This is a genomic window from Allobosea sp. (genome assembly GCF_035944895.1).
Classification (GTDB): domain Bacteria; phylum Pseudomonadota; class Alphaproteobacteria; order Rhizobiales; family Beijerinckiaceae; genus Allobosea.
This window is the reverse complement of the sequence record NZ_DASZAT010000016.1, coordinates 196209-220706: the sequence shown is the minus strand read 5'-3', so window position 1 is coordinate 220706 and position 24498 is coordinate 196209. Positions and strand designations below refer to the sequence as shown.

Sequence of the window (24498 nt, the reverse complement as noted above, 5' to 3'; positions counted from 1 at the left end):
GAACCGGCAGCCTCCAGCCGGATCCTACAAGCGACACGACGCCCATCGTTTACTGTCTCGAAGGGTAGTTGAGGCAAGCAGGGATTGAAACCCGTTTGACCTTCTGATTCACAAACGTCGTTAACGCCTCATTCACCATAACGGCGCTTGATGGAGGGTCAGAAGGCTGCGTGAGTTCCGCAGCCCGAGAGAAAACCGAGTTCCCCATGTCCCAGACTGCCATCGACCTCGTGCATCTCGCCCGCCAGAGCGGCGGCGATGCCGAGCTGGAGCGCGAGCTGCTGACGCTGTTCGCCCAGCAATGCGCCCGCCAATTGCGGGCCATCCATGCCGGCGACGCCAGCGTCGGCCGCGATGCTGCCCACACCCTGAAGGGAGCCGCCCGCGCCATCGGCGCATGGCAGGTGGCCGAAGCCGCCGACCGGATCGAGCAGCAGCTGACGGTCGTCGGCGCCGCGCCGCGCGAGGATGCGCTGGACGCGCTGACGCTCGCCGCCGCCGAGGCGCGTGCGGTGATCTCCCGGCTCGACTGCGCGGCCTGACGCCGCAGGACGGCCGGGGCGGCACGGCGGAGATCGCCGTTTCGCGCGCTTTCGAAATCTTCTAGAGATGCGATGTCCGTGGGCTCCCTGCTCGCGAACAATGCCCCTCTCGCGAACCTGCCCGTGGCCCGCCAGGAAGCCCGGCCGGTTCCTCCCGACCGCGCCAGCCGCGCAGCCGTCGCCAGGCGGCCGGAGTTCACGATGCCGAAGATCACTTACATCGACGCCCAGGGTACCAGCCGCACGGTCGAGGGCGAGACGGGGTCGACCGTGATGGAGGTCGCGGTCCGCAACGGCGTGCCGGGCATCGAGGCGGAATGCGGCGGCGCCTGCGCCTGCGCCACCTGCCATGTCTATGTCGACGATGCCTGGAGCGAGAAAGCCGGTCACGCCGAGCCGATGGAGGAGGACATGCTCGACTTCGCCTTCGACGTCCGCCCGAATTCGCGCCTGTCCTGCCAGATCAGGGTGCGCGACGAGCTCGATGGCCTCGTGGTGCGCACGCCGGCCCGCCAGGGCTGAGCCCCCCGGAAAGGACGGTAGCGGGTACTGCTGCGCCACATTGATTGATCGACCGCAAGGACGAACACGCATTCTTCCACGATGATCACATCATCGGACGCCGGAGCGGCTCGCGACGACGCGACGCTCTTCCCTTGGGGGATTGTGCTCCGACATAGTGTGCAGGCGTCGGTTCCGATCGTTCGACCATGCGGCCGGGCGGGCCACGCCGGAGGAGGATGCGATGTACAAATCGATTCTGGTCCCGGTCGATCTCGCCGAGGCCGAGCTGGCAGGTCCCGCCATCACGGCGGCCGAGGGGTTTGCCATCCAGTCCGAAGGCTCGATCAGACTGGTCTATGTCCGCTCGCTGGTTCCGATCACCTACATGGAATTTGTGCCGGCGGACTTCGACGCCGGTCAGCAATCCGAATCCGAAGCCAAGCTTGCCGAGATCGCCGCCAAGGTGAACCTGCCGGCCGAACGGGTCTCGGCCAAGGTCCTGGTCGGCTCGGTCCATGGCGAGGTGCTGGCCGAGGCCGATGCCAGCGGCGCCGACCTGATCGTCATCGGCTCGCATGAGCCCGGCATGCTCGCCTATGTGATCGGCTCGAACGCCTCGACCATCGTGCGCCGGGCGAAGTGCTCGGTGCTGGTGGTCAGGTAGTAGCCTTCAGGGCGTCTGTCGGCCCGGGACGAGATCGTCGGGGACCTCGCCGCTCGCGAGGTCTCTTGGCCGGTTGAGCCTGATCATCGGCCAGACCTGCCAGAACGAGGCCGCGGCGAGCACGAGCCCGAGCCCCGCTGCGGCGGTCGCGCCCTGCTGGAGGGCGCGCAGGCTGAAAAAGGTCAGCATCAGCATGGCGCCGCCGCCGGCGAGCGCCAGCGCCAGCCAGAGCAGATAGGGCTTGCCGGCGAGGAAGCGCGCCTTGGGGTTGGCGCGCACGATCGCGGCGGACAGCGCCGCGACGAAGGCGTGATAGCGCGCATCGTCGCGCTCGATATCGGTGAGCGAGCGCCAGGACAGGTTGCCGAAAGTAATGCTCTTGCCATCGCTCAGGCGCAACTGGGTCCGGAAGCCCTTCGACGAGACGTTGCTGGGAGCATAGATGAAGCGCACCTGCTCGACGGCAGACAGCCTGACCTGGTCGACCTTGCGGGTCGAATCGATCTCCAGCGTGTCGCCCTTGAGCCGATAGGCGATCTCGAAGCCGATCGGCTTCGGCCGCTGGCGCCAGAAGGGCAGGGTGGTGTCGTCGTCGGCGGGGTTCATGGCGGCATGCTCTAGCCGTCATTCTCGGGCGGAGCAAAGCGGAGACCCGAGAATTTCCTGAAAGCGATGCTCGGGTCGAGCCCGAGCATGACGAGCGGGGTGCCTACCGCGTCAGCGCCTTCATCGCCCCATCCAGGCCGTCGAGAGTCAACGGGAACATCCGTCCGCCCATCAGCCCGCCGATTTGACGGATCGACTGGGTGTAGCCCCACAGATGCTGCTGGACGGGGTTGAGCCAGACCGATTTCGGGAAGCGCTCGGTCAGTCGCCGCATCCAGACCTCGCCGGCCTCCTCGTTCCAGTGCTCGACCGAGCCGCCCGGCATGGCGATCTCGTAGGGGCTCATCGAGGCGTCGCCGACGAAGACGAGGCGGTAATCTGCCGGGTAGGTGCGCAGCACGTCGAAGGTCGGGATCACCTGGTCATGCCGGCGCCGATTCTCCTTCCAGACCCGCTCATAGGGGCAGTTGTGGAAGTAGAAATGCTCGAAATGCTTGAACTCGGCCCGCGCCGCCGAGAACAGCTCCTCGGCCAATTCGATATGCCAGTCCATCGAGCCGCCGACATCGAGGAAGAGCAGCACCTTGACCGCATTGTGCCGCTCGGGCCGGAGCTTGACGTCGAGATAGCCGTGCTTGGCGGTCTCGGTGATGGTCTGGTCGAGGTCGAGCTCCTCGGCCGCGCCGGTGCGGGCGAATTTGCGCAGGCGGCGCAGCGCGATCCGCAAGTTCCGCACGCCGAGCTCGCGCGTATCGTCGAAATCCTTGAACTCGCGCGTGTCCCAGACCTTCACCGCCCGGAAATTGCGGTTCTTGTCCTGGCCGATGCGCACGCCTTCGGGATTGTACCCATAGGCGCCGTAGGGCGAGGTGCCGGCGGTGCCGATCCATTTCGAGCCGCCCTGATGGCGGCCCTTCTGCTTGGCGAGGCGTTCTTTCAGCGTCTCGAGCAGCTTCTCCCAGCCGAGCGCCTCGATCTGGGCCTTTTCTTCGTCGGTCAGGAATTTCTCGGCGAGCTTGCGCAGCCACTCTTCGGGGATGCCGACCTGCTCGAAGGCCTCGCCCAGGGTCTCCATGCCCTTGAAGACCTGGGCGAAGACGCGGTCGAAGCGGTCGAGATGGCGCTCGTCCTTCACCAGGCAGGTGCGGGCGAGATAGTAGAATTCATCGACGCGATAGTCGGCGAGCTCGGCCTCGACGCCTTCGAGCAGCGCCAGATATTCGCGCAGGGTCACCGGGACCTTGGCGGCGCGCAGATCGGTGAAGAGGCGGAGGAACATCGCGCTACTGTGGCCAGCAACGTCTCAAGGTCAAGCTGCGGCGGCCTAGGGCCCGTCCGATCGACTTGCGATGCAGGCTGATCGGGGCCGGCTCTGGGCCGCCGCTGTCTGGCAAGGATCAGGCGACGGCGTCGGCCAGGTCCTTGGTGACCTTGAACTTCACGACCGTCTTGGCCGGGACCTTGATGGTCGCGCCGGTCGACGGGTTGCGGGCCTCGCGGGCTTCGCGCTTGGCGGCGGCGAGCTTGCCGATGCCGCCGAGGGTGACGTCGCCACCGGACTTCAGCGTCTTGGCGACGACGCCGGCGAGCGAGCCGAGGATGGCCGAGACATCGGCCTTGGTCTTGCCCGTCTCGTCCGCGATCGCGGCGATCAGTTCGTTCTTGGTCATGAAAACCTCCTGGAGACCAATGTTGTTAAAATTGACGCTGCGCCGAATCCCAACGGATACGGGCGCAACGCGGCGAATCGACGCGCTCTCGCGCACGAAATCGCCATTTGGCATGCTTGCCGCCGAAACACGACGGCATCGGCCGTACATACGCACAGCAATCGGCTTCGTTCCTGTCAAAAGCCGCGAAATTGGGGCGGTTTTCACCAGCTTTGTGGAGCGATTGACAAAACACCCGATATTATTTGAAGCTTGAAATAATTCAGGGGAGCGAAACACGGCATGAAAGCCATCATCATCGGCGGCGGCATCGGGGGGCTGTCACTGGCCCTGATGCTGCATGCGCGCGGCATCGCCGCGACCGTCTACGAGCAGGCGAGCGAAATCCGCGAGGTCGGCGTCGGCATCAACACGCTGCCGCACGCGATCCGCGAGCTGGCAGAGCTGGGCCTGCTGCCGGCTCTCGATGCCGTCGCGATCCGCACGCGCGAGCTGGTCTACATGAACCGCTTCGGCCAGACCGTCTGGCGCGAGCTGCGCGGCCTGCACGCCGGCGCCCCGGTTCCGCAGTTCTCGATCCATCGTGGCCGGCTCCAGGGCGTGATTCGCGACGCGGTGATCGAGCGGCTGGGGCCGGATGCAATCCGTACCGGTCGCCGCCTGCAGGGCTTCCTGCAGGACGAGGGCGGCGTGACCGCGCATTTTGCCGACGCCAGGCTGGGCGAGGGCGGCGAGACCGCGCGCGCCGACATCCTGATCGGCGCCGACGGCATCCATTCGACGGTGCGCGCGCATTACTTCCCGAATCAGGGCGGGCCGCGCTGGAACGGTGTCCAGATGTGGCGCGGCGCCTGCGATTGGCCAGCCTTCCTCGATGGCGAGAGCATGATCATCGCCGGCGGCATGGCCGGCAAGCTGGTGCTCTACCCGATCGCCGAGGGCAAGAAGCCAGGCACCCGCCTGACCAACTGGGTCGTCAACATCCGCACCGGTGACCCCGCCAAGCCGCCGCCGAAGGAGGCCTGGTCGAAGGCCGGGCGGCTCGAGGACGTGCTGCCCTTCGCCAAGCGCTTCACCGTGCCCGGGCTGGACATCCTCGCCCTGATCCATGCGAGCGGCACCTTCTGGGAATATCCGATGTGCGACCGCGATCCGCTGCCGCGCTGGAGCCATGGCCGGGTGACGTTGCTCGGCGACGCCGCCCACCCGATGTATCCGGTCGGTTCGAACGGCGCCTCGCAGGCGATCCTCGACGCGCGCTGTCTCGCCGACCTCCTGGTCAAGGCCGAGCATCCGCGCCATGCGCTCGCCGCCTACGAGGCGCTGCGTCTGCCGGCGACAGCGGAGATCGTCGCGATGAACCGTGCCGGCGGTCCCGAGCGCGTCATCGATGCGGTCGAGGCGCTCGCGCCCAATGGCTTCGACGATGTCGAGCGCGTCCTGCCCTATGGCAAGCGCGAGCAGATCGTGAAGGCCTATGCCGGCAAGACCGTGCTCTCGGTCGCGCAGCCGGCGAAAGGCTGAAGGAAACTCAAGCGCCTTCCGTCAATTCGACGATGCGGGCCTTCAGCGCCGCGTTCTCCTGCTCGAGCTGGCGCAGCCGCCGCATCAGGTCGAGCGGAACCGGCGCATCGTCCTGCTTCGCGGCTGCGGCGAAGGAAACGCCGACGCGTTCGGCGTCGCGCCAGCGGCTGCGCACCATCCGGCTTTCCCGCTTCACTGGAAAATAGAGCTCGAACAGCTCCGGTAGGGCGACGCCATCCGAGAACACCAGGAGGGCCCCGTCGTCCGACAGGTTGCGGACCGTGCAGTCCAGCGTCGACTGGCGCTGGTTGAAGATGACCTTACCACCGATCAGGGTCCGGTTGCGGACTGAGCGGCGGCGTTCCGAGGTGGTGGTGGCGGCGGGCATGGGCCTGGCCCTTGTTCAAGCTCAGGTTGAGATCATGCCTGCTTATGCTCCTGGTTGCAGCAGCAATTCTTCCTTAACCTTAATCGCCGCGTGGCGCGCAGCACGGCGGATGGGAGGCCTCGTCCATTCGACTGACGTTCGGCAAGCATCACCGCTCTACGGTACGACCTCGGGGGCCGATGCGTTGAGGAAGAGGTCATGATGAGGGCGTCGATCATCATATTGCTGTCGGTCGGACTGCTCGCCCCGACCGCGCAATCCGCCGAAGTCGAGTTCGTCACCTGCGACAACGGGCTTCGCTGCTTCAGGCCGCCGTGCCCGTCGCGGGACAGCGTGCTGCTGCCCTCGCACCGGCGGCTTGCCAGGACCGCGCCCGACCTCTCCAGGCTTGGCGAAGCGCAGCACAAGCAGCTGCTGCTCGGAAACACCGGTCAAGGCAGCGCCCTGTATGCCGGCACGGTGGTCCTGGCCGGAACCCTGGAGGAGGGGCCGCCGACCAGGCTCGTCGCAAGCAGGATCGTGCGCCCCGCCACCAAGGCGGAGTCGCAGCTCTGCCGGCGGCGCTAGCGCCGAATCTGATCAGGCCAAACGGCCTGATCAGAAAGGAGGGTCTCAGGCGCCGTCGGGCGGAGGCGGCAGGAAGTCGATCTCGTAGCGCGCCGACAGGGCGACGACCTCGGCTGGGTTCTGCTCCTTCATCGAATGGATCGCCCAGAACAGGTCGTAGAGCCGGCCGGTGGGAGCGACCCAGAACAGGCACTTCACCGGCGCGTCGCTCTTGTTGAACAGCCCATGCGGGATGTTGCGCGGCAGCTTGATCAGGTCGCCGGGCAGGGCATGCGATTCCTGGCCGTCGAGCACGAGGTCGAGCCGGCCCTCGAGCATGTAGATGAATTCGTCCTGGGTCGGATGGATGTGCGGCGGCACGAAGGTGCCGGGCGGGAAGATGGCGTGCCAGGAGAAGCTGTCCTCGCTCAGCATCTTCGGCACATAGGTCTGGCCGAGGATGTTCCAGGAGATCGCGTCGATCCCCTCATTGGCCTTGGTTACGCCGGCAGTGAGCGGTTTCATCCTCGGTCTCCTTCTTCAAAGATGCAGGAAGCGGTCCTTGACCGCGCTGTCGCTGCGCAGATCGTCGCTGCTGCCGCGCCAGGCGACGCGGCCCTTTTCCAGCACGACATGCCGGTCGGCGATCCTGGCGAGCGCGTCGACGTTCTTGTCGATCACCAGAATCGACTCGCCCTCGGCCTTCAGCGCCGCGAGGCAGGACCAGATCTCCTGCCGGATGATCGGCGCCAGCCCTTCGGTCGCCTCGTCGAGGATGACGAGCTTGGGATTGGTCATCAGCGCCCGGCCGATCGCCAGCATCTGCTGCTCGCCGCCGGAGAGCTGGTTGCCGCGATTGGCCTTACGCTCCCTGAGGCGCGGCATGAAGGCGTAGACGCGCTCCAGCGTCCAGCGCGCCGGCCCGAAGCGGCTGGCGGCGGTGGCGATCAGGTTCTCCTCGACCGAGAGCGTCGGGAAGACCTGGCGCCCCTCGGGAACGAGGCCGATGCCGGCCTGCGCCAGCCGGAAGGGGGCGCTCCCGGTGAGGTCGACGCCGCCGAAGCTGACGCGCCCGGCGCGCGGGCGGATCAGCCCCATGATGGAGCGCACTGTCGTGGTCTTGCCCATGCCGTTGCGGCCGAGCAGGGTCACGACCTCGCCGGCGCCGACCGAAAGATCGACGCCGAACAGGATCTGCGCCTCGCCATAGCCGGCATCGAGGTTCTCGACCGTCAGCACGGGCTAGCCCTCCTCGCCGAGATAGGCTTCGCGCACGGCCGGGTCGGCCCTGACGACGGAGGGATCGCCCGAGGCAATGACGCGGCCATAGACCAGCACGGTCACCGTATCGGCGAGCGCGAACACCGCCTCCATATCGTGCTCGACCAGCAGCATGGCGTAGCGGCCCTTCAGACTCTTGAGCAAAGCGATCAGGCGCTCGCCCTCTTCCTTGCCGACACCGGCGAGCGGCTCGTCGAGCAGGATCGCCGCCGGCTCCAGCGCCAGCGCCATGGCGATCTCCAGCGCCCGCTTCTCGCCATGCGACAGGCTGCCGGCCGGGACATGGGCGCGTTCCGACAAGCCGACCGCGTCGAGCGCGGCGCGGGCAGGGCGGTTCAGGCGCTCGTCGCTGGCGGCATTGCGGAAGAAGGAGAGCGGATGGCTCGCCTTGGCCTGCACGCCGAGCGCGACATTCTCCAGCGCCGAGAGCGAGGCGATGGTCGAGGTGATCTGGAAGGTCCGCGCCAGCCCTTGGCGAGCGCGCTTCTCGGCGTTGAACGCCGTGACGTCCTGGCCCCGAAAGCGGATCGTGCCGTGGTCCGGCGTCAGCATGCCGGAGATCTGGTGGACCAGCGTGGTCTTGCCGGCGCCGTTCGGGCCGATCAGGGCGTGGAGTTCGCCGGGGGAGACGGCGAGGCTGACGCCATCGGTGACCTTCAGCGCGCCGAAGGACTTGCGCACGCCATCGAGGATGAGGACCGGCTCAGCCATGACGCGGGCCCAGCTTGCGCAGCATCCCGACGATGCCGCCGCGGGTGAACAGCACGAACAGGATGATCATCGGCCCGAAGATCACGCGCCAATGCTCGGTGAGATGCGAGAGGGCATCCTCTGCGATCAGATAGGCGATGGCGCCGATGATCGCGCCATGCAGCGAGCCGACGCCGCCGAGCACCGCCATGAAGATCAGTTCGCCCGAGCGCTGCCAGGACATGAAGGCTGGGCTGACGAACTCGGTGTGGTTGGCGAGGAAGAAGCCGGAGAGGCCGGCGAGCATGCCGCTGATCACATAGGCGATGAGGCGCACGCGGGTGACGTCGAAGCCGGTGACGCTGACGCGGGTCGGGTTTTCCCGCGCCGCCCTGAGCACCCGGCCGAAGCGCGAGGCGACAAGGCCGCGCACCAGCAGATAGGCGCCGGCGAGCGCGATCAGCACGCTGTAATAGAACGAGGTCCGGTTCGCGAACGGGTTGAAGCCGAGGACGGTGCTCTTCTCGTAGAGCGTCAGCCCGTCATCGCCGCCATAGGCCGAGAGCGCCTGCGCCAGGAAATAGACCATCTGGCCGAAGGCGAGGGTGATCATGATGAAGGCGACGCCGCGCGTGCGCAGGCAGATTGCCCCGGTGATCGCGCCGAACAGGGCGCAGACGGCGAGGATGACCGGCAGGATCACCAGCGCCTCGCTCCTGCCCTCGGTGATCATGATGCCGGTGACATAGGCGCCGATGCCGAGGAAGGCGGCATGGCCGAAGGAGACGAGCCCGCCGACGCCGAGGATGAGGTCGAGCGAGAGCGCCGCGATGGCGAAGATCAGCGCCCGCGTCAGCAAAGCGAGCCAGCCGGCCGGCATGCCGATGGAGACGGCGAGCGGCACCAGGGCGAGCAGCAGGAACAGGATGGCCGGCAGCAGGATCTTGGCGCGCTCGCGCGGCGGCGCGACGCTGGCGACCTCGGCGGTGGCGGGCGCCGCGCTCATGTCCGCCCCCGCGCCGGCAGCAGGCCTTCAGGCCGCACGAACAGCACCACTGCCATCAGCAGGTAGATCAGCATCGAGGACAGGGCCGCACCGGTCGCCCGCGCCGAAGGGGCGCTCATGAACAGGCGCAGCAGGTCGTTCATGAAGGAGCGGCCGAGCGTATCGACCAGGCCGACGATCAAGGCCGCGACGAAGGCGCCGCGGATCGAGCCGATGCCGCCGATGACGATGACGACGAAGGCGAGGATCAGCACTGTGTCCCCCATGCCGGGCTCGACCGAGAGGATCGGCGCCGCCATCGCGCCGGCGAAGCCCGCCAGCATGGTGCCGAAGGCGAAGACGATCATGAACAGCTTGCGGATGTCGACGCCGAGCGCCGAGACCATCGAGGCGTTCGAGGCGCCGGCGCGCAGCAGCATGCCGGTTCGGGTCTTCTCGACGATGAACCAGAGCAGGGCGCCGACCGCGAGTCCCGAGCCGATCAGGGCGAAGCGGTAGGTCGGATAGAGGATGCCATCCATCAGCGCGACATTGCCGGTCAGGAACGCAGGCAGCGGCACGGAGAGGGGAGCGGCGCCCCAGATCATCTTGACGCCCTGGTTGAGCAGCAGGATCAGCCCGAAGGTCGCCAGCACTTGGTCGAGATGGTCCCGCTCGTAGAGATGGCGGAAAACCAGGAATTCGAGCGCGAGACCGAAGACCAGCGCCGCCGCCAGCGCCAGCACCAGCCCGAGCACGAAGGAGCCGGTCAGTGCGACGAAGGTCACGGCAAGGTAGGCGCCGAGCATGTACTGCACGCCATGCGCCAGGTTGATGAAGTCCATCACGCCGAAGACCAGCGTCAGCCCTGCCGCCACCAGGAACAGCAGGATGCCGAACTGCAGCCCGTTCAGGATCTGGACGATGAGGAGGCCGGTGGTCATGCGCTTTGGCAACTCGGCTCGAGAACAACAGGTGCCGTCATCCCGGCCGCAGCGAAGCGGAAAACCGGGATCCATGCCTGAACATCGATCGGTCTGGCATGGACCCCGGGTCGGGCGTAAGCCCGCCCGGGATGACCATTCAGGTCGTCGTGAAGGTCAAAACCCTCACTTCAGCGCGCAATCCTTCGCATGCGGGTCGGCGTAGTCCTCGAACACCTTCTGGGCGATCTCGGTCTGGAACTTGCCGTCGGCCCGCTTAGCGACCTTGACCAGGTAGAAGTCCTGGATCGGGTAGCCATTGGTGTTGAACTTGAACTTGCCACGCAGCGAGGTGAAGTCGGCCTTCTTGATTGCGGCGCGCAGCTTGTCCTTGTCGGCGGTGCCGCCGGCGGCCTTGACCGCGGAGTCGATCAGGAGCGCCGCGTCGAAAGCCTGCTGGGCATAGGAGCCCGGTACGATCTTGTAGGCGGCTTCATAGGCCGAGACGAACTTCTTCGTCTGCGGGTTGTCCATGTTGGGCGCCCAGGTCATGCCGCCGAACATGCCGACCGCCGCGTCCTGCTGCGCCGGCAGCGTCGACTCGTCGACCGTGAAGGCGGAGAGGAACGGCACCTTGCCGGTCAGGCCCGCCTGCGACCATTGCTTGACGAAGTTGACGCCGAGGCCGCCGGGCAGGAAGGCGAAGACCACGTCCGGCTTGGCCGAGGCGATCTTGGCGAGCTCGGCCGAGAAGTCGAGTGCGTTCAGCGGGACATAGACCTCGTCGAGGACCTCGCCCTTGAAATAGCGCTTGAAGCCGGCGAGCGAGTCCTTACCCGCCTGGTAGTTCGGCGCGATGATGTAGGCCTTCTTGTAGTTCTGGTCCTGGGCGTACTTGCCCAGCACCTCGTGGACCTGGTCGTTCTGATACGAGGTCACGAAGAAGTTCTGGTGGCAGGCCTTGCCGGCCATGGTCGACGGGCCGGCATTCGGGCTGATCAGGATCGCGCCGGAGTCCAGTACCGGCTTGGCGATCGCGCCGAGGATGTTCGAGAACACCGGGCCGACGACGAAGTCGACCTTGCCGCCCTCGACGAAGCTGCGGACCTTGCCGACCGCGACATCGGGCTTCAGCTCGTCGTCGATCACGGTGATCTGCACCGGCACGCCGCCGAGCTTGCCGCCGTTCTGGTCGACCGCGAGCTGGAAGCCGTCGCGCACCTGCTGACCGAGCGCGGCGGCCGGACCGGTCAGCACGCTGACCACGCCGATCTTCAAGGGTTCCTGCGCCTGGGCGGCGGCGAGCCCGAGCGCGAGCACGCCGGTGCCAAGCGACAGAGTGAATTTGAGCGTCATATCCGATGTCCTCCCGGGACGAGCCAGATGCGACCGCCGGCGGAGTTCCCCATCCCGTCCATGCGGCGTCGGCGGCCATATTGTTTCAAGCTTAAAATATCTGCAAGGGGGTTCCTGCGGGTAATTTTCGTACGCGATGGGAAGTGTCATTCTCGGGCGGAGCGAAGCGCAGACCCGAGAATCTCTGGATGAGAAGGCGCTGCGCAGCGCCTCCTCTGGGGTGAGATGCTCGGGACGAGCCCGAGCATGACGTGTCCTCGATGGCCGTCAGGCCTGCACGCCGTCGACGTACCAGTCCATTTTCGAGAGCATCTCGTCGCTGGCGGTCTCGCCGGCCTTGAGGCGCAGCGTGCCCTTCTGGTCCTTGAGCTCGCCGGTGAAGGGGTGGAGCGTGCCGGCTGCGATGCCCTTCTGCACTTCGTCCGCGGCGGCGCGCGCTGCCGGCGTGACGGCGTCGTTATAGGGCGCGAGCTTGACCATGCCTTCCTTGAGGCCGTGCCAGACGTCGCCGGTCTTCCAGGTGCCGTCCATCGCCTCCTTGACGCGCTTGATGTAGTAGCCCGACCAGTCGTCGACGATCGCCGAGAGATGCGCTTTCGGCGCGAACGCCTTCATGTCCGAGGCCTGGCCGAAGGCGAAGACGCCGCGCTGCTCGGCCGCCTGCAGCGGGGCGGCGGAATCGGTGTGCTGGGTGATCATGTCGGCGCCCTGGTCGATCAGCGCCTTGGCCGCATCGGCCTCCTTGGCCGGGTCGTACCAGGTCGAGCACCAGATCACCTTGGTCTTGAAGTTGGGGTTCACCTTCTTCGCCGCGAGATGGAAGGCGTTGATGCCCATCACCACCTCGGGGATCGGGAAGGAGGCGACATAGCCGGCCTGGCCGGTCTTCGACATGTGCCCGGCGATGGTGCCGATCGCGGCGCGGCCCTCATAGAAGCGGGCATTGTAGGTCGCGACGTTCTCGGCGCGCTGATAGCCGGTGGCGTGCTCGAAGAAGATCTTCGGGAACTGCTTGGCGACCTGGATCGTCGGGTTCATGAAGCCGAACGAGGTCGTGAAGATCAGCTGGTTGCCGGCCTGGGCCAACTGGCGGATGGCACGAGCGGCATCCGGGCCCTCGGCGACGTTCTCGATGAAGCTGGTCTTGATCTTTGCGCCGTATTCCTTCTCCAGCGCGAGGCGGCCCTGGTCGTGGGTCCAGGTGTAGCCATGGTCGCCGATCGGGCCGACATAGACGAAGCCGACGCCGAACGGCGCCTGGGCGCGCGCGCCGACCAGCGGCAAGGCCGAGCTCGCGGCGGCGCCGGCAAGAAGAGTGCGGCGGGTGATGATGGTCGACATGGTCAGGTTCCCCGTTGTCGGTTGCGGCGTTTACTGCGCCGGGAAGGGCTTGCCGAGGCAGGCGGGCGCGTCGCGTCCGCCGGTTCTCCGTCCTAGCGACATCATGGTCAGAACCACAATCGTCGCAAGGTAGGGGGTCATCGCCAGCACCTCGGGCGCGATGAAGCTGAGGCCGGCGGCCTTGGCCTGCAATTCGAAGGTCGCGACGGCACCGAAGAGATAGGCGCCGATCAGGAGCCGGCCTGGCTTCCAGGCAGCGAAGACGACGAGCGCGAGCGCGATCCAGCCGCGCCCGGCGGTCAGCCGGTCGGCCCACATCGGCGTCAGCGCCAGCGAGAAATAGGCGCCGCCCAAGCCCGCGAGCGCCCCGCCGAAGGCGGTCGCGGAGGTGCGGATCGCCAGCACGCGATAGCCGATGGCATGGGCGGAATCGGCGTTCTCGCCGACGGCTCGCAGGATCAGCCCGGCCTTGGTTCGGCGCAGGAACAGGCTGACCGCAAGGACGAGCGCGAGCGAGAGATAGACGATCGCGTCATGGCCGAAGACGAGGCGCAGCCAGGGATGGGCGGCATAATCGGCCGGGAAGAGGGGGCCTAGCCGCTCGATCGTGCGCCCGACGAAGCCGGCGCCGATCAGCGAGGAGGCGCCGATGCCGAAGATCGTCAGGGCAAGGCCCGTCGCGACCTGGTTGGAGCCCAGGCCGAGCGTCAGCAACGCGAAGATCATCGCAGCTGCGACGCCCGCCAGCGTCGCGGCGATGAGCCCGAGCGGAACGCTGCCGGTGGAGTAGGCGACGGCGAAGCCGGCGACCGCGCCACACAGCATCATGCCCTCGACGCCGAGATTGAGAACGCCGGCCTTCTCGGTGACGAGCTCGCCCAGAGCCGCGAGCAGGATCGGCGTCGCCGCGGCGGCGAGCGTCATGAAGATCGAGACGAGGATTGCCGCGGTCATGGCGCGCTCCTCGCTGGCCGCGCCTTCCAGGCGAGCCGGTAGCGCACCAGCACATCGGTCGCGAGCAGGAAGAACAGCAGCAGAGCCTGGAACATGCCCGTCGCTGCGGCAGGCAGGCGCACCGTGCTCTGCGCGATCTCGCCGCCGACATAGGTCACCGCCAGCACCAGCGCGCCGAAGACGATGCCGGGGGGCGAGAGCCGCCCGAGGAAGGCGACGATGATTGCGGTGAAGCCGTACCCGACCGGAAATTGCGGCGTGAGCTGGCCGAACGGGCCGGCGGCTTCGAGCAGGCCGGCGAGGCCCGCGAGCCCGCCGCCGGCGAGCAGCGCCGCCCAGGTAACGCGGTTCGCATCGAAGCCGCCATAGCGGGCCGCTGCGGGCGCACGGCCGACGACGCGGACAGCGTAGCCGGCGACGGTCTTGCCCAGCACGAACCAGGCGACGAGCGCGAGCAGGATGGCGAGCGGCACGCCGAGATGGACCAGCGAGCCTTCCGCGACCGCCGGCAGCGTCTGGCTGGCGCTGAACATCTTGGTCTGCGGGAAATTGAAGCCGTCGGGATCCTTCCACGGGCCGCGCACGAGGTAATACAGGAACTGCACCGCGACATAGGTCAGCATCAGGCTGGTCAGGATCTCGCTGACCTGCAGGCGCACCTTGAGCAGGGCAGGGAGCGCCGCATAGGCCGCGCCACCCGCAATGCCGGCCAGTGCCATCGCCGGCAGGATCCACCAGCCGGTCATGTCATGGGTCAGCAATGCGACGCCGGTGCCGGCGATCGCGCCCATCACGTATTGCCCCTCGGCGCCGATGTTCCAGACATTGGCGCGAAAGCCGATGGCGAGGCCGAGCGCGATCATGATCAGCGGCGCGGCCTTGACGCCGAGATCGGCCCAACGTTGCGGTTCGAGCAGCGGCGTGACGAAGATCGCCGTGACCGCGCGCAGGCCGTCATAGCCGATCGCGCCGAAGATCAGCATGCCGGTCAGCATGGTGAGCCCGATCGCGATCAGCGGGCTGAGATACAGCATCGCCTTGCTGGGCTCGCGCCGGCGCCGCCACTCAAGCATGCGCGGGCTCCGCTTCGTGGCTCTCGCCGTGGATGCCGCCCATCATCAGGCCGATCTCTTCCAGCTTCAGGCCCGCGACCGGCCGCGCCTGCGACAGCCGGCCCTCGTTGATGACGCAGAGCCGGTCGGAGAGCTCGAGCAGCTCGTCCAGATCCTGCGAGATCACCACGATGGCCGAGCCCTGCGCGGCAAGATCGACCAGCGCCTGACGGATCGCCGCGGCGGCGCCGGCATCGACGCCCCAGGTCGGCTGCGCCACCACCAGCACGTCGGGGCGCTGTCCGATCTCGCGGCCCATGATGAATTTTTGCAGGTTGCCGCCGGAGAGCGAGCCGGCGAGCGCCGCCGGCCCGGTGGTGCGGACATCGAAGCGAGCGATGACCTCGCCGGCATAGCGCTCGACCGCCCCCTGCCTGATCAGCCCGGAGGGCGCGAGCGGCAGGCGATGGCGCGCGGTCAGTACGACGTTCTCGGCGAGGGAGAAGTCGGGCACGGCGGCATGGCCGTTACGCTCTTCGGGCACGCAGGCGAGGCCGGCGGAGCGGCGGGCGCCGGCATCGGCGAGGCCGATCGGCCGGCCGTCGAGCTTGATCGCCTCGTTGCGGGAGGCGAGATGCTCGCCCGAGAGCGCCAGCAGCAATTCGGCCTGGCCATTGCCGGCGACGCCGGCGATGCCGAGGATCTCGCCGGCCTGGGCGGAGAAGGAGATGCCCTTCAGGCTGGTGCCGAAGGGCGGCTCGCCCGGCATATCCAGGCGCTCGACGCTGAGCCGCGCCGCGCCCTGCTTGCTGGCGGCTGGTCGCTGGAGGTGTTTCAGCTCGGCGCCGATCATCAGTTCGGCCATGTGCTGCGTTGTCTCGATACGCGGGTCGCAGGCTGCGACGACCCGGCCAGCCCGCAGGATGGTCGCGGCTTCGCACAGCGCTTTGATCTCGTGCAGCTTGTGGCTGATGTAGAGGATCGAACAGCCTTCCCGAGCGATCTGGCGCAGTGTCTCAAACAGGCGCTCGACCTCCTGGGGGGTCAGCACCGAGGTCGGCTCGTCCATGATCAGCAGCTTCGGCTTCTGCAGCAGGCAGCGCACGATCTCGATGCGCTGGCGCTCGCCGACCGAAAGCGTATGCACCTCCCGATCCGGATCGAGCGGCAGCGAATAGCTGTCGAGGATTGCCTTGATCCGCGCCTTCAGCTCCTCCGCCGGCACCGTCTCGTCGAGGCCGAGCGCTATGTTCTCCAGCACGGTCATGCCGTCGAACAGCGAGAAATGCTGGAAGACCATGCCAATGCCGAGCTTGCGCGCCGCCTTGGGCGAGGCGATTTCGACCGGCCTGCCGTCGAAGCTGACCTGCCCTTCGTCGGCGCGCTGCACGCCATAGATGATCTTGACCAGGGTCGACTTGCCGGCGCCGTTCTCGCCGAGCAGGGCATGGATTTCGCCAGGACGGACGGCAAGGCTGATGTCCTGATTGGCCTTCACGCCCGGAAAGCTCTTCGAGACATGGGCGAGCGCCAGCCGCGAAGGTGCCGTCTGCTCAGGCGGCTGCGTCATGGCGGTTCCGTGCCCTCGCGCGTCCCGTGGCGGACCTCCCCGCGAGGCCCGCCTTCTCGCCAAGCAAGCAACGCACCAGCTCGGCACTCGTCAAGGCGGCGATCACCTCCGGACGCTTGTCATGCACATCCGATCCGCCGATCGGGCAGGTGAGTCCGGTCAATGCCGTGCTGCCGGGGTGGCGGCGGCGGAAGCTCGCCTCGAAACGGGCGCGCTTCGTACCCGAGCCGATCATGCCGACATAAGCCGCATCGCCGCGCAGCAGGGCTGCCTCGGCCAGGCGATAATCGAGCGCGTGGCTATGGGTCAGGACGACGAAGGCGGAGCCGGGCCGCGCCGCGGCCAGCGCAGTCTCGGGATCGTCGAGCTGCAGGCACGCAACGGTTGCCGGAACCTCGTCGAACTGGCCGGGCCGATCGTCGATCAGGATTGCTGAGACCGGCAACAAAGCGATGCTTCGTGCCAGCGCCTTGCCGGTGTGGCCGGCGCCGAAGATCAGTACTTGCGGCCGCTCGGCGGCGGCTTTCGCCTCGTCCTGCCTCAGCGCTTCGAGATGTGCGGCGGAGGCGGGCTCCATCGCGACCCGCACGCGCCCACCACAGCATTGGCCCATTTGCGGGCCGAGCGGGATATCGATCAATTGTTGCGGTCCGCCGCTGTCGAGCAGGGTGCGGGCGAGGTCGATGCAATGGAATTCGAGCTGGCCGCCACCGATCGTGCCGGCGCTGCCACGGGCGCTGACGATCATCGTGGCGCCGGCCTCGCGCGGGGTCGAGCCCTGCGCCTCCGCGATGCGGACGATGATGGCGCCTTCGCCGAGGCTGCTGGCGAGGAAGGCGGCGGGGGTCATCGCGCCGCCTCCGCCAGGGCCCGCACCCGGTCGACCGCGTCGAGCACGCGCTCCGGCGTTGCCGGCGCGTCGAGCTGCGGGCAGAAGCGGTGGTCGCCGACACTGGCCACTGCATCGGAGAGCGCATGCAGCACGCTGATCGCCAGCATCAAGGGCGGCTCGCCGACCGCCTTGGAACGATGGATGGTGTGCTCTCGATTGGGGGCCTTCTCCAGCAGCGCGACGTTGAAGATGCGCGGCCGGTCGGAGGCGACCGGGATCTTGTAGGTCGAGGGCGCATGCGTCCTGAGCCGGCCCTTCTCGTCCCAGACCAGTTCCTCGGTGGTTAGCCAGCCCATGCCCTGGATGAAGCCGCCCTCGATCTGGCCCTTGTCGATCGCCGGATTCAGCGAATTGCCGCAATCATGCAGGATGTCGACGCGCAGGGTCTTGTATTCGCCGGTCAACGTGTCGATCGCGACCTCGGCGGCCGCCGCGCCATAGGCGAAATAGTAGAAGGGGTGGCCGCGCCCGGCCTTGCGGTCCCAATGGATCTTTGGCGTCGCGTAGAAGCCTGTGGCCGAAAGCTGGACGCGGGCCATATAGGCGGCCTTGACCAGCTCGACGAAGCCGATCTCGTGGGCGCCGATCTGCACCCTGCCGGGCAGGAAGGCGATCGCCTCCGGCTTTTCCCGCCAGTGTGCGGCGGCGAAGGCGATGAGCCGCTGCTTGATCGTCTCGCAGGCGTCGAGCGCCGCCATGCCGTTGAGGTCGGAGCCGGAGGAGGCGGCGGTGGCCGAGGTGTTCGGCACCTTGCCGGTGGTCGTCGCGGTGATCTTGATCTGCTCCAGCCCGATGCCGAAGGCCTGCGCCACCACCTGCGCCACCTTCTGGTAGAGCCCCTGGCCCATTTCGGTGCCGCCATGGTTCAGCGCCACCGTGCCGTCGGTGTAGACATGCACCAGCGCGCCGGCCTGATTGTACCAGGTCGCGGTGAAGGAGATCCCGAACTTGACCGGGGTCAGCGCGATACCGCGTTTGATGATCCTGCTCTGCCGGTTGAAGGCGCGGATCGCCTCCTGCCGGGCGCGGTAGTCACAGGAATGCGCGAGGTCGTCGATCACCTCGCCGGCGATCATATCCTCGACCGGCTGGTGATAGGGCGTGATCTCCCGGCTTGCGCCGCCATAGAGATTGCGCTTCCTCACCTCCAGCGGGTCGAGTCCGGTGGCGTAGGCGACCTCCTCGATGAAGCGCTCCGCCCCGACCATGCCCTGCGGCCCGCCGAAGCCGCGGAAGGCGGTGTTCGAGACGGTATGGGTGCGCAGGGGCTCCGAACGGGCTCGCACCGCCGGGTAGAAATAGCAGTTGTCCATGTGGAACAGCGCCCGGTCGGTGACCGGACCGGAGAGGTCGGCGTTCCAGCCGCAACGCGCGGCATAGACCGTATCGACCGCATGGATGCGGCCGTCATTATCGAAGCCGATCTCGTAATCGACGACGAAGTCGTGGCGCTTGCCGGTGATGATCATGTCGTCGTCGCGGTCGGGTCTGAGCTTCACCGGCCGCTTCAGCTTGCGGGCGGCGAGCGCGGCGACGCAGGCGAAGAGATTGGCCTGCGTCTCCTTGCCGCCGAAGCCGCCGCCCATGCGCCGGACCTCGATCGTGACCGCATGCGCGCCGACTCCGAGCACGTTTGCGACCATGTGCTGGACCTCGCTCGGATGCTGCGTCGAGCACAGCACCAGCATGTCCTGGTCCTCGCCGGGGATGGCGAGGGAGATCTGGCTTTCCAGGTAGAAATGGTCCTGCCCGCCGATCTCCATCGAGCCCTTCAGCCGGTGCGGGCTGGCGGCGAGGGCGGAGGCGAGATCGCCGCGTTCGAGCTTGAGCGGCTCGGTGACGAGATCGGAGCCGGCGGCGCGCGCGGCGGCGACGTCGAGCAGGGGAGGCGCTTCGTCGTAAGCCGCCTTGGCCAGCAACGCGGCATGGCGGGCCTGCTCGCGCGTCTCAGCGATGACCGCGAAGAGTGGCTGGCCGTGATGCAGGATGTCCGCCGTCGCGAAGACCGGCTCGTCATGCTTGTGCGTCGAGGAGATGTCGTTCGCGCCGGGGATGTCGGCGGCGCTGAGGACCGATAGCACCCCCGGTGCGGCTTCTACGGCCGAGAGGTCGAGCGACAGCAGTCGGCCATGCGCGATGGTGGAAAGGCCGAGGCAGGCATGGGCGAGACCGGCGGGCTCGGGGATGTCGTCGATATAGAGGGCTTCGCCGGCGACATGCTTCTCGGCTGAATCATGTTTCAGCGGCGAGCCGACGATCGGCCGTGTCGCCATCGCGTCGAGCCGCTTGCGTGCGTCAGCCATGGGTGGCCTCCGCCAACAGGCCGGCGACGCGGGTCGAGGTCTCAGGCGTCGTCGTTTCGATCAGGAAGCGCCGCAACAGATTGCCGGCGACCTTGAGCCGATAAGTGGCCGAGGCGCGCATGTCGGTCAGCGGCTTGAAGTCTTGCGTGAGCACCGCGATAGCGTCGGCAACTGCAGCGTCGTCCCAGGAGCGGCCGAGCAGGGCTGCTTCCGCAGTCTTGGCCCGCTTCGGGATGCCGGCCATGCCGCCATAGGCGAGCCGCGCATCGCTGATGCCGCCGGCTGCATCCAGCTCCAGATAGAAGGCCCCGCAGACGGCGGAGATGTCCTCGTCGAAGCGCTTCGAGATCTTGGAGATGTGGAAGAGCGTGCCTGCGGGTAGCTTCGGCACCAGCACGGCCTCGACGAATTCGCCCTGCTGCCGGTCCTGCTTGCGATAGTCGAGGAAGAAGGCTTCGAGTGGGAGGCTGCGGCGCTCGCCGCCCCTGCGCAGCACCAGGGTCGCACCGAGTGCAATCAGGGCCGGCGGCAGGTCGCCGATCGGCGAGCCATTGGCGATATTGCCGCCGATCGTGCCGGCATTGCGGACCTGCTCACCGCCGAAACGGCGCATCATCTCGTCGAGCTGTGGCGAGATGCCGGCGAGCGCCTCGCGCACTGCGATCTGGTTCGCCATCGCACCGAAGCGCAGATGGTCGCCTGTGTCAGAGATCGCCCGTAGTTCGTCGATCCGGCCGAGAGAAATCACCGGATTGAGCCGGCGCATGCCCTTGGTGACCCAGAGGCCGACATCGGTCGCGCCGGCCACGAGCGTAGCCTGCGGATGGGCGCCGATGAGCTCGGCCAGCGCCGCGACGGTGGCGGGGGCGTAGAAGTCGCGCTGCCCATCGCCGATCGCGATAGTCTCGTTATCCGCAAGCGCCTTTAGTCGGGCAATGATGGTGGGCATTGCTGCGACGAAGCGGTCCTGCTCACGCTCGGCGCCATCCATGCGTTGCGCCGCCGCGATGATCGGCTCGTAGCCGGTGCAACGGCAAAGGTTTCCGGCGAGCGCATCCTCGATGCGTTGGACGGAAGGCGCCCGCTCGTTCAGCCAGAGCGCCAGCAATGACATCACGAAGCCGGGCGTGCAGAAGCCGCATTGCGAGCCGTGGCAGTCGACCATCGCCTGCTGTACCGGGTGAAGCGTTCCGTCAGTGCTCTTCAGATGCTCGACGGTCAGGACATGGCAGCCGTCCAGCGTCGGCAGGAAACGGATGCAGGCATTGATCGCCTCATAGCGCAGCCGCTCGCCGTCGAGCCGGCCGACGACGATGGTGCAGGCGCCGCAATCGCCCTCGGCGCAGCCTTCCTTGGTGCCGGTACGGCGCCGGTCGAGTCTCAGCCAATCGAGCACGGTGCGGGTCGGATCGCAGGACGCGATCTCGACCAGCTCATCGCCGAGCAGGAAACGCACGCTCTCACGCATGGCGGCACTGCCGCTCGCAAATCGGATTCATGCCCCAAGATTAGGCACGTTCGCGGCTTGGCCGGAAGCTTTGATTTGGTGCAGATATGACTTGGTTTTGAGCCGGAGCGGTGAGCCTTGAGCAAAGACGGTGCGACCTTAGCCCTGCGCGGCCGGCTTCTCTGGTTCGTCGGCGATCCGCACGAGATCGGCGAGGCCGCGCATCGCTATGTCGAGGACGGTCTGCTCGTCATCGAGAACGGCCTGATCAAGGCTGCCGGCGAGGCGAAGGACCTGCTGCCGACCCTGCCGGCCGGCGCAGTCATCAGCGATCATCGCCCGCATTTGATCATGCCGGGCTTCATCGACGCGCATCTCCACATGCCGCAGACGCAAGTGATCGCCTCCTATGGCGCGCAGTTGATGGAGTGGCTGAACAAATACACTTTCGTCGAGGAGCAGAAGCTCGCCCAGCAGGGTCATGCCGAGAAGCTCTGCGCCTTCCTGCTCGACGAGTTGCTGGCGAGCGGCACCACCACCGCGGCGGTCTATTGCTCCGTGCACAAGCAGTCGGCCGAGGCCTTCTTCGCCGAATCGCACCGGCGCAACACCCGCATGATCGCCGGCAAGGTGATGATGGACCGCAACGCCCCGTCGGCGCTGACCGATACGGCCGAAAGCGGCTATGCCGACAGCAAGGCGCTGATCGGCCGCTGGCACGGCAAGGGCCGTCAGCTCTATGCGATAACGCCGCGCTTCGCCGTGACCTCGACGCCGGAGCAGATGGCGGCTTCTCAGAGGCTGGTCACTGAGCACCCGGACTGCTTCGTCCAGACCCATATCAACGAGAACCGGGCCGAGATCGCTTTCGCCAGGGAGCTCTATCCCGACGCTGCCGACTATGCCGGCATCTACGAGGACTACGGCCTGCTGGGTAAGAAGAGCCTGCTCGGCCACTGCATCCACATGACCAAGCGCGAGTGGCGGGCGTTCGCCCAGCATGGCGCGATCGCGGTGTTCTGCCCGACCTCGAACCTTTTCCTCGGCTCCGGCCTGTTCGATTGGGCGCGAGCCCGGCACGAAGGCGTCAAGATCGCGGTCGCCACGGATATCGGCGGCGGAACCTCCTATTCGATGCTGCGCACCATGGCCGAGGCCTACAAGATTCTCCAGCTTCAGGGCCAGTCGCTCTCGGCCTTCGAGGCGCTGCATGCGATCACGCTCGGCAATGCGGTCGCGCTCGGCCTCGATCATCTGATCGGCTCGTTCGAGCCGCGGCGCGAAGCGGATATGGTCGTGCTCGATCCCGCCGCGACGCGGGTGATGGCGCACCGGCTGGAGACGGTGCGCGATCTGGCGGAAGAACTCTTCGTGCTGGTCACGCTCGGCGACGAGCGCAATGTCGCCGCGACCTATGTCGCGGGGGAACGGGTGGAGCTGCTCCAACAATCCTGACGTTTGTCATCCCGGACAAGCCGCGATAGCGGCGCTGATCCGGGATCCATGCCTGACCCGTTCCGGAATGGGTCCCGGGTCTCCGCTGCGCTACGCCCGGGACGACCGGTGAGGGGTGATCAACCCAGCACGCCGCCTTTGCGGGCGTGGTCGAGATAGATCTCGCGCAGGCGGATCGTCGCCGGGCCCGGCGCGCCATTGTGGATGCTGTGGCCGTCGATCGTCGTCACCGGCATCACCAGGCTAGTCGCCGAGGTGATGAAGGCTTCTTCGGCGTCGAGGGCCTCGTCGAGCGTGAACTCGCGCTCCTCAAAGGTGAAGCCGCTCTCGGCCAGGAAGGCGAGCACGGCCGTGCGGGTGATGCCGGGCAGCACCTTGTGCGAGAGCGGGCGCGAGATCAGCGTCTTGCCCTTGACGATCCAGGCGGTCGACGAGGCGCCTTCGGTGACGACGCCGTCCTCGATCATCCAGGCCTCCTGCGCGCCGTTCTCGGCGGCGAACTGCTTGGCCAGCACCGGCGCGAGCAGGTTGACGCTCTTGATGTCACGGCGGGCCCAGCGCAGGTCCGGCGTGCTGACGACCTTGATGCCGGTCTTGGCCAACGGCGTGTTGGCGAACTGACGTGCCTGCGTGAACAGGACGAGGGACGCCTTCACACCCTTGGGGAAGGGGAAGTCGCGATCGGCGGCGCCGCGCGAGACCTGCAGGTAGATGCTGCCTTCATCGAGCGCATTACGGGCGATCAGCTCGTGATGGATCGCGACGAGCTCGGCGCGCGAGCAGGGCAGCTCGAGCCCGATTTCGCCAGCCGAACGTTCGAGCCGCGCCAGATGCGCCTCGCAATCGACCAGCTTGCCGCCGAGCACGGCCGAGACCTCGTAGATGCCATCGCCGAAGATAAAGCCGCGGTCGAAGATCGAGATCGTCGCCTCTTCCTCTGGGAGGTAGGCGCCATTGACGTAGACGGTGCGGCTCATGGGGAAGGTCTCATGCAGGAAGGACGAACCTTCCTAGCCGAGCCGGGCGCATGAGGCGAGATATCATGCCGGCTTGCCGACCGGCGTCGGATGCAGGGCGACGCTAGGTGACCGTCTTCGCCTCGAAATGGCGCTGGCGGAAAGCGCGGACCTTGGCGCGATTGCCGCAGACTGCCATCTCGCACCAGCGCCGCAGCCGGTTCTTGGTGGTGTCGAAGAACAGCCAGCCGCAGTGGTCGCCTTCGCATTGCTTGATGCGGGCGAGGTTCTGCTGGGTCAGCACGGTGAGCGCCGACAGCGCGATCGGCCCGCGGATCGCCTCGCTGAGCGTCTGGCAGGCATCCCAGCGCCAGACGAAGCCGTCGCCGAAGGGCGCAAGCTTGGCGCAGGAGAGGCAATGGGCGTGGATGGCCGCGAGCTGCGTCCGGTCCTCTTCCGCCGGAGGCTGGCGGCGGCTGAGCGCGGCGCCGATTCGGTAGATCGTGTCGCGCAGATCCAGTGCCTCGGCGAGCAGGTGCCCCGCCAGCGCGGCATCCGCCTCGACCGCAGCCAAGCCCGCATCGCGGTCGCCGTCGCTGATCACCTTGGCATGCCGGGCCCAGATCACGACATCGCGCCCTTCGCGCAGATGCTCGAGCTCGTTCGGCCCGCCGCGATCCGACGTGGTGTTGGTGAAGTCGAAGGCGAGCTCGCTGGCGACGAGCGGCAAGGAGCCGGCGCGGCTGGGACCGCCTGTACGATCGACTGTCATGTAACCAGCTATCTCAGATTTACAGGTTAATGCAAGCGACGTAGCGTCCGGCCACGGTTTGAACCGTGGAGGAGAGC

Annotated in this window: 25 protein-coding genes; 6 read left to right on the top strand and 19 right to left on the bottom strand. The window is 67.1% G+C overall.

Annotated elements, in window-relative coordinates; translation table 11 throughout:
* The first annotated feature begins 206 nt into the window (after nucleotides 1-206).
* The 3 genes from VGV58_RS28125 (at nucleotide 207) to VGV58_RS28115 (ending at nucleotide 1710) form a co-directional block, all read left to right on the top strand.
* Nucleotides 207-542, top strand: coding sequence for an Hpt domain-containing protein (locus tag VGV58_RS28125; RefSeq protein WP_326877368.1), 336 nt, complete (start codon nucleotides 207-209; stop codon nucleotides 540-542).
* Between the two features lie 201 nt (nucleotides 543-743).
* A complete protein-coding gene (locus tag VGV58_RS28120) occupies nucleotides 744-1064 on the top strand; it encodes a 2Fe-2S iron-sulfur cluster-binding protein (protein WP_326877367.1) in 321 nt (106 codons plus the stop codon).
* 223 nt (nucleotides 1065-1287) lie between these two features.
* Nucleotides 1288-1710, top strand: a complete 423-nt coding sequence (locus VGV58_RS28115; RefSeq protein WP_326877366.1) for a universal stress protein — start codon at nucleotides 1288-1290, stop codon at nucleotides 1708-1710.
* Between the two features lie 6 nt (nucleotides 1711-1716).
* Here the strand turns inward: VGV58_RS28115 and VGV58_RS28110 are convergent, their stop codons facing one another.
* From VGV58_RS28110 to VGV58_RS28100, 3 genes are all read right to left on the bottom strand, one after another.
* Nucleotides 1717-2316: a hypothetical protein gene (locus tag VGV58_RS28110; protein WP_326877365.1), complete on the bottom strand. Its 600-nt coding sequence runs from the start codon at nucleotides 2314-2316 to the stop codon at nucleotides 1717-1719.
* Between the two features lie 103 nt (nucleotides 2317-2419).
* Complete coding sequence (locus VGV58_RS28105; protein WP_326877364.1) at nucleotides 2420-3595, bottom strand: vWA domain-containing protein; 1176 nt, start codon at nucleotides 3593-3595, stop codon at nucleotides 2420-2422.
* 118 nt (nucleotides 3596-3713) lie between these two features.
* A complete protein-coding gene (locus tag VGV58_RS28100; RefSeq protein WP_066468590.1) occupies nucleotides 3714-3986 on the bottom strand; it encodes an HU family DNA-binding protein in 273 nt (90 codons plus the stop codon).
* Between the two features lie 282 nt (nucleotides 3987-4268).
* Here VGV58_RS28100 and VGV58_RS28095 point away from each other — a divergent pair, with 282 nt between their 5' ends.
* Nucleotides 4269-5510 (top strand): flavin-dependent oxidoreductase, encoded by a 1242-nt coding sequence (locus VGV58_RS28095; RefSeq protein WP_326877363.1) that lies wholly within the window; start codon nucleotides 4269-4271, stop codon nucleotides 5508-5510.
* A gap of 7 nt (nucleotides 5511-5517) precedes the next feature.
* On the opposite strand, the gene VGV58_RS28090 is transcribed toward VGV58_RS28095, so the two are convergent.
* Complete coding sequence (locus VGV58_RS28090; protein WP_326877362.1) at nucleotides 5518-5898, bottom strand: PilZ domain-containing protein; 381 nt, start codon at nucleotides 5896-5898, stop codon at nucleotides 5518-5520.
* 198 nt (nucleotides 5899-6096) lie between these two features.
* Between VGV58_RS28090 and VGV58_RS28085 the strand changes: the two genes are divergently transcribed.
* A complete protein-coding gene (locus VGV58_RS28085) occupies nucleotides 6097-6465 on the top strand; it encodes a hypothetical protein (RefSeq protein WP_326877361.1) in 369 nt (122 codons plus the stop codon).
* Nucleotides 6466-6510: 45 nt separating this feature from the next.
* Here the strand turns inward: VGV58_RS28085 and VGV58_RS28080 are convergent, their stop codons facing one another.
* The 13 genes from VGV58_RS28080 to xdhA all read right to left on the bottom strand — a co-directional run bounded on the left by VGV58_RS28080 (nucleotide 6511) and on the right by xdhA (nucleotide 21259).
* Nucleotides 6511-6969 carry a cupin domain-containing protein gene (locus VGV58_RS28080; RefSeq protein ID WP_326877360.1) on the bottom strand — a complete coding sequence of 153 codons (459 nt, stop codon included), beginning with the start codon at nucleotides 6967-6969 and terminating at the stop codon, nucleotides 6511-6513.
* A gap of 15 nt (nucleotides 6970-6984) precedes the next feature.
* Entirely contained in the window at nucleotides 6985-7683 is a 699-nt protein-coding gene (locus VGV58_RS28075; protein ID WP_326877359.1) for an ABC transporter ATP-binding protein, read from the bottom strand.
* Nucleotides 7684-7686: 3 nt separating this feature from the next.
* Entirely contained in the window at nucleotides 7687-8436 is a 750-nt protein-coding gene (locus VGV58_RS28070) for an ABC transporter ATP-binding protein (protein WP_326877358.1), read from the bottom strand.
* A complete protein-coding gene (locus tag VGV58_RS28065; RefSeq protein ID WP_326877357.1) occupies nucleotides 8429-9421 on the bottom strand; it encodes a branched-chain amino acid ABC transporter permease in 993 nt (330 codons plus the stop codon). The genes VGV58_RS28070 and VGV58_RS28065 overlap by 8 nt, the downstream gene beginning before the upstream one ends.
* Nucleotides 9418-10344, bottom strand: a complete 927-nt coding sequence (locus VGV58_RS28060) for a branched-chain amino acid ABC transporter permease (protein WP_326877356.1) — start codon at nucleotides 10342-10344, stop codon at nucleotides 9418-9420. Before VGV58_RS28060 ends, VGV58_RS28065 begins: the two co-directional genes overlap by 4 nt.
* A 165-nt stretch (nucleotides 10345-10509) precedes the next feature.
* Nucleotides 10510-11679, bottom strand: coding sequence for an ABC transporter substrate-binding protein (locus VGV58_RS28055; RefSeq protein WP_326877355.1), 1170 nt, complete (start codon nucleotides 11677-11679; stop codon nucleotides 10510-10512).
* 267 nt (nucleotides 11680-11946) lie between these two features.
* The gene (locus VGV58_RS28050; protein ID WP_326877354.1) at nucleotides 11947-13020 is read right to left on the bottom strand and encodes a BMP family ABC transporter substrate-binding protein; all 1074 of its coding nucleotides are present in this window, start codon (nucleotides 13018-13020) and stop codon (nucleotides 11947-11949) included.
* A 30-nt stretch (nucleotides 13021-13050) separates the two neighbouring features.
* Nucleotides 13051-13974 (bottom strand): ABC transporter permease, encoded by a 924-nt coding sequence (locus VGV58_RS28045; RefSeq protein WP_326877353.1) that lies wholly within the window; start codon nucleotides 13972-13974, stop codon nucleotides 13051-13053.
* Nucleotides 13971-15047, bottom strand: a complete 1077-nt coding sequence (locus tag VGV58_RS28040) for an ABC transporter permease (RefSeq protein ID WP_326877352.1) — start codon at nucleotides 15045-15047, stop codon at nucleotides 13971-13973. The genes VGV58_RS28045 and VGV58_RS28040 overlap by 4 nt, the downstream gene beginning before the upstream one ends.
* Nucleotides 15040-16596, bottom strand: coding sequence for an ABC transporter ATP-binding protein (locus tag VGV58_RS28035; protein ID WP_326877351.1), 1557 nt, complete (start codon nucleotides 16594-16596; stop codon nucleotides 15040-15042). The genes VGV58_RS28040 and VGV58_RS28035 overlap by 8 nt, the downstream gene beginning before the upstream one ends.
* Nucleotides 16580-17446 (bottom strand): xanthine dehydrogenase accessory protein XdhC, encoded by an 867-nt coding sequence (gene xdhC / locus VGV58_RS28030; RefSeq protein WP_326877350.1) that lies wholly within the window; start codon nucleotides 17444-17446, stop codon nucleotides 16580-16582. The genes VGV58_RS28035 and xdhC overlap by 17 nt, the downstream gene beginning before the upstream one ends.
* On the bottom strand, nucleotides 17443-19791 hold the full coding sequence (gene xdhB, locus VGV58_RS28025; protein ID WP_414644145.1) for a xanthine dehydrogenase molybdopterin binding subunit: 2349 nt from the start codon (nucleotides 19789-19791) through the stop codon (nucleotides 17443-17445). Before xdhB ends, xdhC begins: the two co-directional genes overlap by 4 nt.
* A complete protein-coding gene (xdhA, locus tag VGV58_RS28020) occupies nucleotides 19784-21259 on the bottom strand; it encodes a xanthine dehydrogenase small subunit (RefSeq protein WP_326877349.1) in 1476 nt (491 codons plus the stop codon). Before xdhA ends, xdhB begins: the two co-directional genes overlap by 8 nt.
* A 117-nt stretch (nucleotides 21260-21376) precedes the next feature.
* Here xdhA and guaD point away from each other — a divergent pair, with 117 nt between their 5' ends.
* Entirely contained in the window at nucleotides 21377-22693 is a 1317-nt protein-coding gene (gene guaD, locus VGV58_RS28015) for a guanine deaminase (RefSeq protein ID WP_326877348.1), read from the top strand.
* Nucleotides 22694-22812: 119 nt separating this feature from the next.
* On the opposite strand, the gene VGV58_RS28010 is transcribed toward guaD, so the two are convergent.
* Both VGV58_RS28010 and VGV58_RS28005 read right to left on the bottom strand, forming a co-directional pair.
* Nucleotides 22813-23670 (bottom strand): D-amino-acid transaminase, encoded by an 858-nt coding sequence (locus tag VGV58_RS28010; RefSeq protein WP_326877347.1) that lies wholly within the window; start codon nucleotides 23668-23670, stop codon nucleotides 22813-22815.
* 103 nt (nucleotides 23671-23773) lie between these two features.
* On the bottom strand, nucleotides 23774-24421 hold the full coding sequence (locus VGV58_RS28005) for a CGNR zinc finger domain-containing protein (RefSeq protein ID WP_326877346.1): 648 nt from the start codon (nucleotides 24419-24421) through the stop codon (nucleotides 23774-23776).
* Nucleotides 24422-24498 lie beyond the last annotated feature (77 nt).